At 64.6% G+C, this 9,016-nt stretch carries 6 protein-coding genes and 5 tRNA genes; all 11 read right to left on the reverse strand.

The features are described from left to right. A partial coding sequence (locus DBR34_RS22480) for a peptidylprolyl isomerase (protein WP_308812525.1) occupies positions 1–792 on the reverse strand: 792 nt, incomplete at its 3' end. Positions 793–1,482: 690 nt separating this feature from the next. Further along, a tRNA-Asp gene (locus DBR34_RS09215) sits at positions 1,483–1,559 on the reverse strand. An 89-nt stretch (positions 1,560–1,648) separates the two neighbouring features. Then, positions 1,649–1,725: transfer RNA gene (locus tag DBR34_RS09220), tRNA-Asp, on the reverse strand. Between the two features lie 107 nt (positions 1,726–1,832). Further along, positions 1,833–1,909, reverse strand: a tRNA-Asp gene (locus DBR34_RS09225). Positions 1,910–1,936: 27 nt separating this feature from the next. Next, a tRNA-Val gene (locus DBR34_RS09230) sits at positions 1,937–2,011 on the reverse strand. Between the two features lie 11 nt (positions 2,012–2,022). Then, positions 2,023–2,295: an HU family DNA-binding protein gene (locus DBR34_RS09235; protein WP_038690141.1), complete on the reverse strand. Its 273-nt coding sequence runs from the start codon at positions 2,293–2,295 to the stop codon at positions 2,023–2,025. A gap of 205 nt (positions 2,296–2,500) precedes the next feature. Beyond that, positions 2,501–4,966: an endopeptidase La gene (gene lon, locus DBR34_RS09240; protein ID WP_128096573.1), complete on the reverse strand. Its 2,466-nt coding sequence runs from the start codon at positions 4,964–4,966 to the stop codon at positions 2,501–2,503. 143 nt (positions 4,967–5,109) lie between these two features. Beyond that, positions 5,110–6,399 (reverse strand): ATP-dependent Clp protease ATP-binding subunit ClpX, encoded by a 1,290-nt coding sequence (gene clpX, locus DBR34_RS09245; protein ID WP_038690151.1) that lies wholly within the window; start codon positions 6,397–6,399, stop codon positions 5,110–5,112. Between the two features lie 125 nt (positions 6,400–6,524). Further along, positions 6,525–7,151 (reverse strand): ATP-dependent Clp endopeptidase proteolytic subunit ClpP, encoded by a 627-nt coding sequence (gene clpP, locus DBR34_RS09250; protein WP_038690153.1) that lies wholly within the window; start codon positions 7,149–7,151, stop codon positions 6,525–6,527. Between the two features lie 65 nt (positions 7,152–7,216). Next, entirely contained in the window at positions 7,217–8,512 is a 1,296-nt protein-coding gene (tig, locus tag DBR34_RS09255; protein ID WP_128096574.1) for a trigger factor, read from the reverse strand. 236 nt (positions 8,513–8,748) lie between these two features. Then, positions 8,749–8,833: transfer RNA gene (locus DBR34_RS09260), tRNA-Leu, on the reverse strand. Positions 8,834–9,016: the final 183 nt, after the last annotated feature.

Raw genomic sequence — 9,016 nt, forward strand, 5'->3', positions numbered from 1 at the left:
CGCCGGCAGGTTCGCGCCGTTGATTTCCACGTATTCCAGCGTCACGGTTTCCGGCTGGCGGAAATCCTTGGTGTGGCTGTCGTACCACTGCTTGATCTGCGCGTCGGTCACCTCGGCGGTGTCGGCCGGCAGCTCCGGCAGCGCCGCCAGTTCGACGTCGCGGGTCTCGCCCAGCAGCTTGAGCAGGCGCTCGGCTTCGGCGGCGGTGGCAAACCCGGACACCTGCAGCGCCGACGGGATCACCGACTGCTGGATGCTTTCACGCACCAGGGCCTCGAACTGGGTCGGGGTACGCGGCGGATTGCCACCGGCCAGTGCGAGGCGGTACTGGTTGTCGTTGAACTTGCCGTCCGGGCCGATGAAGGCCGGGATCGCGGCGATGTATTCGCGCACGGCGTTGTCGCCGATCACGATGCCGGACTGTTCGCCGGCCAGGCGCACGACCTGTTCGTCGATCATCTGGTCGAGCACGGCCAGCTTGTTTTCGGTGCTTTCAAATTCGCGCGGGTCGAAGTTCTCGCCCTGCTCCTGGCGCGCCTGCTGGCGGGCCTGCTCGAAACGCACGCGGAAATCCTGCGAGCTGATCTCGTGGTGCTGCCACAGGAAGGACATCGGCCACCACGACGGCGCCGAGCGCCACCAGGTCGGCGGTGCCGCCACCTTGGCCACGTTCTGCGCACCCACGCCACCGAGGTAGCTGGAGTCGATCACGAACAGGAACGGAATCATCAGCAGCCCCAGGATCACGGTAACGATCCAGCCCGAGGTCTTGTCGCGAAGTTTCTGCAGCATGGGAAAAATCATGGCCTGAGTGGCGAGCCGGGCAGTGTAACCCGCTTCCGGCGTGGCTCCAAAACCATCGCAGGCAGGCGCGGCGCCGCCATTGCAACGGCTGCGGGCCGCCGGATGTCGCCATCACATCGATCCCGGTCGGGGCAGCTGGCCGCGACGCGGTTGACGCTGCCGCGGTAAACAGAACTGTTTCTTCTGCCAGCGGCGTGGGAGCAGAAGCGCGCGTTGACCACGCCCGGCGCGGCTGTTGGTGGATCGGGCACTGGGCCCCATGCCCGTTCCGGCGACGCCCCCGGCGTCGGCCTGCGGCCGCCCCCTCCTCCTTTATTTCGCCTCCAAGGGCATGGGGCCCAGCGCCCGACCCACCAACGGGAGCCAGAGATGCCTCGCTCCGGGGCTGTCCGCATGCCGGGCCCCGTAGCGGCCGGTAGGCCCCTGGGCAACATAAAGGAGGAGGCCGCCAGGCCGGGGGACATTTGCGCCAGGGGCCTACCGGCCGCTGCGGGGCCCTCACGCTCGCGGCAGTCACAAACGGAGCCGCGCCCCGATCCACAACGTCGCCTGGACAACCAAGACGCACGCGCACGAATGCACGTCATCTGCTCCGGCCATTGCAGCAAGACGCTCCCATCCGTGGGAAGAAAAACCAAAAAAAAAGCCCCTGGTTTGCACCAGGGGCTCTTCAAAGATTGGCGGAGCGGACGGGACTCGAACCCGCGACCTCCGGCGTGACAGGCCAGCATTCTAACCAGCTGAACTACCGCTCCGCGCTTGAAACTTTGCAGGCGCTCATTCTATCCGAAGATATTCAGAAAACCTACCCCGAAGACTGCTTTTTTCGAGGATTTTTTAAAACTGGCGGAGCGGACGGGACTTGAACCCGCGACCTCCGGCGTGACAGGCCAGCATTCTAACCAGCTGAACTACCGCTCCATGTTTTAATTTTTTCAGCCGACCAACGGTCGGCTCTACCGCCTTCACCGCGACATGCGTCGGCGGAGAAAACAAGGCCCCCGATTGCTCAGGGGCCTTCTTGAAACTGGCGGAGCGGACGGGACTTGAACCCGCGACCTCCGGCGTGACAGGCCAGCATTCTAACCAGCTGAACTACCGCTCCAAATCTCAAACTGCTACTGCGGTGCTGTGGTGGGTGCTGAGGGTTTCGAACCCCCGACCCTCTCCGTGTAAAGGAGACGCTCTACCGCTGAGCTAAGCACCCCAGCAAGCCGCTTAGTTTACGGCATCCTTCAGGGCTTTGCCAGCCTTGAACGACGGATTGTTCGATGCAGCGATCTTGATGGTGTCGCCGGTCTTCGGGTTGCGGCCGGTGCGGGCAGCACGTGCGCGAACCTGGAACGTACCGAAGCCCACCAGCGTCACAGCGTCACCGCCCTTCAGGGCCTTGGTGATGGAAGCGATGACGGCATCGACGGCGCGGTTGGACTCGGCCTTGGTCAGGTCGGCGGCCTCGGCAACGGCGTCGATCAATTCGGTCTTGTTCATTCTGTACAGCTCCTTTGGCGGGGATTCCGCATGTTCGACAGTGAAGCATCCGACCCAGACTGCGGCCGGATGCCAGTGAAGTTCTCGATTCGCCGACATCAGTGCGTACTGACTCGCGAGTGGTGCTTTTATACCAGTGCACCCCTACCCGCGCAAGCTGAAAAGCCAATAACGACGCGGGTTTCGGGCATTTCGACAGCACACGTCAATGCTTGACGCGCGTGGTGGAAGCTGTCTTGCTCTTGCCGCGCACTGTGACGCGCGCCCCATCCTTCTTGGCCTTCTTCGGGGTGAGCGGGGTCTCCAGTGCCAAGTCCAGCACTTCCTCGATCCACTTCACCGGGATGATCTTCAGATCACGGGTGACGTTGGCCGGGATGTCCGCCAGGTCCTTGCGGTTCTCCTCGGGGATGATCACCGTGGTGATGCCGCCACGCAGCGCGGCCAGCAGCTTCTCCTTCAGCCCGCCGATCGCGGTGACACGACCACGCAGGGTGATCTCGCCGGTCATCGCCACTTCGGCGCGGATCGGCACCTTGGTCAGCGTGGACACCAGCGAGGTCACCATCGCGATGCCGGCGCTGGGGCCGTCCTTCGGGGTGCTGCCGTCGGGCACGTGCACGTGCACGTCGTGCTTCTGCAGGAACTCGTTGTCGATGCCCAGCCGCTCGGCGCGCGAACGCACCACCGACAGGGCGGCCGAGGCCGATTCCTTCATCACGTTGCCCAGCTGGCCGGTCAGGATCAGCTGGCCCTTGCCCGGGACCAGGGTCGATTCGATCTGCAGCAGGTCGCCGCCCACTTCGGTCCAGGCCAGGCCGGTGACCAGGCCGATCTCGTTTTGTTCCTCGGCACGGCCGAAATCGACCCGGCGCACGCCCAGGTACTTGTCCAGGTTCTTGCCGGTGACCACCACCAGTGCCTTCTTCTTCGCACCGGCCTTCTTGCCGGCCTTGGCCGGCTTGGGCAGCCCGGCGGGGCCGGCCAGCGCGATTTCCTTGACCACCTTGCGGCAGATCTTGGCCACTTCGCGCTCGAGGTTGCGCACGCCCGATTCGCGCGTGTAGTAACGCACGATGTCCTGGATGGCGTCGGCCTCGATCTCCAGCTCCTCCGGCTTCAGGCCGTTGGCCTTGAGCTGCTTGGGCACCAGGTAGCGCATGGCGATGTTGAGCTTTTCATCCTCGGTATAACCGGGGATGCGGATCACTTCCATGCGGTCCAGCAGCGGGCCGGGAATGTTGAGCGAGTTGGAGGTCGCCACGAACATCACTTCGGACAGGTCCAGGTCCACTTCCAGGTAGTGGTCGTTGAACGCGTTGTTCTGCTCGGGATCCAGCACTTCCAGCAGCGCCGACGACGGATCGCCACGGAAGTCCATCGACATCTTGTCGATCTCGTCCAGCACGAACAGCGCGTTCTTGCTGCCCACCTTGTTGAGGTTCTGCACGATGCGGCCCGGCATGGAGCCGACGTAGGTGCGACGGTGGCCGCGGATTTCGGCCTCGTCGCGCACGCCGCCCAGGCTCATGCGCACGAACTTGCGGTTGGTCGCCTTGGCGATGGACTGGCCGAGCGAGGTCTTGCCCACGCCGGGCGGGCCGACCAGGCACAGGATCGGGCCCTTCATCTGCTTCACGCGCGACTGCACCGCCAGGTATTCCAGGATGCGGTCCTTGACCTTGTCCAGGCCGAAGTGATCGGCATCCAGCGTGTCCTGCGCGGCCTTGAGGTCCTTGCGCACCTTGGTGCGCTTCTTCCACGGCACGCCCAGCAGCCAGTCCAGGTAGTTGCGCACGACGGCGGCTTCGGCCGACATCGGCGACATCTGCTTGAGCTTGTTGAGCTCGGCCTTGGCCTTGGTTTCCACCGGCTTGGGCATGCCCGCCTCGGCGATCTTGCGGGCCAGTTCGTCCAGTTCGCCGGGCGCGTCGTCGAGGTCACCCAGTTCTTTCTGGATGGCCTTCATCTGCTCGTTGAGGTAGTACTCGCGCTGGCTCTTTTCCATCTGCGACTTCACGCGGCCGCGGATGCGCTTTTCCATCTGCTGCACGTCGATTTCGCCGTCGACCAGGCCCACCAGCATTTCCAGCCGGTCGCCGATCTGCAGGGTTTCCAGCAGGCGCTGCTTGTCGGCCAGGCGCACGCTGATGTGCGCGGCGATGGTGTCGGCCAGGCGCGCCGGTTCATCGATGCCGGCCAGGGTCTGCAGCAGTTCCGGCGGCAGCTTGCGGTTGGTTTTGACGTACTGCTCGAACAGCGACATCAGCGACCGGGCGATCGCTTCGATCTCGCGCGGCTCGCGCGACTCGTCCGATTCGATTTCGGTGGCGATGCCCTGCAGCGCGCCGTCACGCTCGGTGACCTGGGTGACGTTGACCCGCGACAGGCCTTCGACCAGCACCTTGATGGTGCCGTCGGGCAGCTTCAGCAGCTGCAGCACCTGGGCCAGCGTGCCGACCTGGTAGAGGTCGGCGGCGGTGGGATCGTCGGTCTCGGCCGACTTCTGCGCCAGCAACAGGATGCGCTTGTCCGCCGCCATCGCCTGTTCCAGCGCGTGCATGGACTTGTCGCGGCCGACAAACAGCGGAATGACCATGTGCGGGAACACCACCACGTCACGCAGCGGCAGTACCGGCAGGTCGAGAGTCTCAGTTGGGGAACGGGCCATGTGGGCTCCAGTGGAACAGTGGGGATGGCCTCCGGGCGGCCTCGCCCGGATACAAAAAAAGCCGATGGCCTCGTTATGGGGCCATCGGCTTCTAGATGCAAGCTGTTCTGAAAAACTTCTATCAATTCAATTGCTTGAACCGATTATTCAGCACCCGCGGCCTTCTGTTCAGGGGCCGGCGGGGTCTGGTAGATCAGGTACGGCTCGGACTTGTGCTCGATCACCGATTCATCCACGACAACCTTGCTGACGTTCTCGGCCGACGGCAGGTCGTACATGGTGTCCAGCAGGACCGATTCGACGATGGTCCGCAGGCCACGGGCACCGGTCTTGCGCTTGAGCGCCTTGCGGGCGATCGCAGCCAGGGCGTCGGGGCGGAACTCCAGCTCGACGTGCTCCATCTCGAACAGCTTCTTGAACTGCTTGGTGATGGCGTTCTTCGGCTCGGTCAGGATCCGCACCAGGGCGGCCTCGTCCAGCTCTTCCAGGGTCGCCACCACCGGCAGGCGGCCGACGAATTCCGGGATGAGGCCGAACTTGATCAGGTCTTCCGGCTCGACTTCCGCCAGCACCTTGCCGATTTCCTGCTTGCGCTCGGCGCTCTTGACCTTGGCACCAAAGCCGATGCCGCCCGAATCGTTGGAGCGCGCCTGGATCACCTTGTCCAGCCCGGCAAACGCACCGCCGCAGATGAACAGGATGTTCTTGGTGTCCACCTGCAGGAATTCCTGCTGGGGATGCTTGCGCCCGCCCTGCGGCGGCACGCTGGCCACGGTACCTTCGATCAGCTTCAGCAGGGCCTGCTGGACGCCTTCGCCGGACACGTCACGGGTGATCGACGGGTTCTCACTCTTGCGCGAGATCTTGTCGATTTCATCGATGTAGACGATGCCCTGCTGTGCCTTCTCGACGTCGTAGTCGCACTTCTGCAGCAGCTTCTGGATGATGTTTTCCACGTCCTCGCCCACGTAACCGGCTTCGGTCAGCGTGGTGGCGTCGGCCATGGTGAACGGCACGTTGAGCAGGCGGGCCAAGGTTTCGGCCAGCAGCGTCTTGCCCGAACCGGTCGGGCCGACCAGCAGGATGTTCGACTTGGCCAGTTCGACCTCGTCGTTCTTCTGCCGGCTCTCGATGCGCTTGTAGTGGTTGTACACAGCCACGGCCAGCGTGCGCTTGGCCCGGTTCTGGCCAATCACGTACTGGTCGAGGACCTCGAGGATCTCGCGCGGCTTGGGCAGCGAACTGCGCGCCGACTGCGCCTTTTCCTCGAGTTCTTCACGGATGATGTCGTTGCACAGCTCCACGCACTCATCGCAGATGAACACGCTCGGGCCCGCAATCAGCTTGCGCACCTCATGCTGGCTCTTTCCGCAGAAAGAGCAGTAGAGGATCTTGCCGGTGTCCGTGGAACGACCTTGGCGGTCTTCGCTCATGCTTCGCTTACCCAGTTACCCCACCCGCTGAACGGGGGTTCGATTCGAGAATAACACAGGGTCGGGAGGACACCAGTCCGCCCGACCCTGCGGAAACAAGCCGGTTTGCCGGCCTGGCTGCAGCATCATGCCGGGGTGATCGACTCTTCCGGACGGCGCTCGAGCACCTGGTCCACCAGCCCGTAGGCCACCGCGTCGGCGGCGCTCTTGAAGTTGTCGCGCTCGGTATCGCGCGCGATGGTCTCCAGCGACTGGCCGGTGTGCTTGGCCAGCACCTCGTTCAGGCGCGAGCGCAGGGTCAGGATTTCACGGGCATGGATGTCGATATCCGTGGCCTGGCCCTGGAAGCCGCCCAGCGGCTGGTGGATCATCACCCGCGAGTTCGGCAGCGCGTAGCGCTTGCCGGCCGCGCCGGATGCCAGCAGCAGCGCGCCCATCGAGGCGGCCTGGCCGACGCAGATGGTGCTCACGTCCGGCTTGATGTACTGCATGGTGTCGTAGATCGCCATGCCGGCGGTGACCACGCCACCGGGCGAGTTGATGTAGATGCTGATGTCCTTTTCCGGGTTGTCCGCTTCCAAGAACAGCAGCTGCGCCACCACCACGTTGGCCATGTGATCGTCGATCGGGCCAACCAGGAAGATCAGGCGCTCTTTCAACAGGCGCGAATAGATGTCATAGGCGCGCTCGCCGCGGCTGGTCTGTTCGACCACCATCGGAACCATGTTCAGGGCTGTGGTTCGGTTGTCCATTAGTGAGGCACCTATTTTGGGGGGAACAACCCCGCGCCGGGGCGCGGGGCGTAAAACGCGGCCGCTTACTGGCGGATCGCGTCCTGGAACGACAGCTTCTCTTCGGTGTGCTGGGCGCGCTCGGCGATCCAGTCGATCACCTGCTCTTCCATCACACGATTCTGCAGCCCACTCATCAGCTGGGGGTCATTGCGGTACATCTCAATGACCTGCTCCGGCTCTTCGTAGGTCGAGGCGATCAGGCGCATGGTTTCATTCAGGCGCTTGGGGTCCAGGCGCAGGTCGTTCTTGCGGGCCACTTCGCCCACCAGCAGGCCGACCAGCACGCGCTTGGCGGCGGCGTCCTTGAAGCCTTCATGGGCATCGGCCGGGATTTCGCCCGGGTTGCGGCCGCTGCGGCGGATCTGCTCGATCTGCTGGCCCAGCATGGCACGGGCTTCGTTCTCGACCAGGCGCGGCGGCATTTCGACCGACGCGTAGGCGGCGATCAGCTGCTCGCCCACTTCGCGGCGCAGGCGGTTCATCAAGGCACCCTTCAGTTCGCGCTCCAGGTTGGCGCGGATGTCCTTGCGGAACTGCTCCTCGTCGCCGCCCTTCACGCCGAAGCTCTTGATGAAGTCTTCATCCACGTCCGGCAGCACCGGGGCGGAGACGTCCACGGCCTTGACGGTGACCTTGACCTGCTTGCCGGCCAGGGCCGGCACGCGCCAGTCGGCCGGGAATTCGACGTCCAGGGTCTTTTCTTCACCCTTGGCCATGCCCACCAGGCCCTGCTCGATCTGCTCGAACATCATGCCCTGGCCGACGATCACGCTGCCCTTTTCGCTGCCTTCGGCCGGCAGGCGCTCATCGCCGGCCTGGGAGAAGGTTTCCAGCGCGACCAGGTCGCCTTCCTGCGCGCCACGGGTGACCGGGCTCCAGCTGCGGCGCTGTTCGCGCAGGTTGGTGATCATCTGGTCGATGTCGGCGTCGCTGATCTCGGCGCTGTGGCGCACCACGGTCAGCTTGCTGACGTCCACGTCGCCGAAGTCCGGAATCAGCTCGACGGTGGCCACGAAGGAGAATTCGCCTTCCTCGCCCTTGTCGATGCGCGGGGTGCCGGCGATGCGCAGTTCGTGCTCACGCAGGGCGGCATCGAAGGTCTCGCGCAGCAGGCCGTCGACGGCTTCGCTGCGGACCTGCTGGCCGAAACGCTGTTCGATCACCTTGGCCGGGATCTTGCCCGGGCGGAAGCCCTTGATCCGCGCGGTGCGGGCGATTTCGCCCAGACGGCCACTGATGTGGGTCTGCAGGCGGTCTTCCGGCAGCGAGAAGGTCAGGCGGCGTTCCAGATTGCCAGTGGATTCGATCGAAGCTTGCATGTTGACTCCTGCCACCGGCGGCAACGCCCCCGGCACGATGTGATGGATGGAACGGGTTTTGAACGCGGGGTCGTTGACGCGCATGCCCGCCGCAGCCCTGTAGTTTCGCCGATAACGGCCAGCGCCGCCAGCGCGGGCCGGGGGCGGCCGTGAAGGCGCGCCAAGGCAGCATGCCGCCGCCGTGCCGGCCGGGGACGTGCCCATGGTCATGGGGCCGGCCCGGAGCCGGCAGGGGCTGGTGCGAAAGGGGGGACTCGAACCCCCACGCCTTGCGGCACTGGAACCTAAATCCAGGGCGTCTACCAATTCCGCCACTTTCGCGAGGCTGCACGGTCTGGCCGCGCAGGTGTTCATTGTTGCAGGCGGGGCAACAAAGCGGAAGGCACTGTGCGCATCACACGCCGCCCGGATACGCCGTCAACGCCCTGCGGGCACCCGCCGGACCCGCAGGGACACGGCGTCACGACGGGCCATCACGCCCGATTGCGGCCTGGCGCCGGCGGG

It is taken from the genome of Stenotrophomonas sp. HMWF003, assembly GCF_003061285.1.
Lineage (GTDB): Bacteria > Pseudomonadota > Gammaproteobacteria > Xanthomonadales > Xanthomonadaceae > Stenotrophomonas > Stenotrophomonas maltophilia_AP.

Bases quoted from the DNA above. Each gene is read 5' to 3' on its own strand.
- lon (WP_128096573.1), bottom strand. From the start codon at position 4,966: ATGGCCCGTTCCCCAACTGAGACTCTCGACCTGCCGGTACTGCCGCTG.
- DBR34_RS09235 (WP_038690141.1), bottom strand. From the start codon at position 2,295: ATGAACAAGACCGAATTGATCGACGCCGTTGCCGAGGCCGCCGACCTG.
- clpP (WP_038690153.1), bottom strand. From the start codon at position 7,151: ATGGACAACCGAACCACAGCCCTGAACATGGTTCCGATGGTGGTCGAA.
- clpX (WP_038690151.1), bottom strand. From the start codon at position 6,399: ATGAGCGAAGACCGCCAAGGTCGTTCCACGGACACCGGCAAGATCCTC.
- tig (WP_128096574.1), bottom strand. From the start codon at position 8,512: ATGCAAGCTTCGATCGAATCCACTGGCAATCTGGAACGCCGCCTGACC.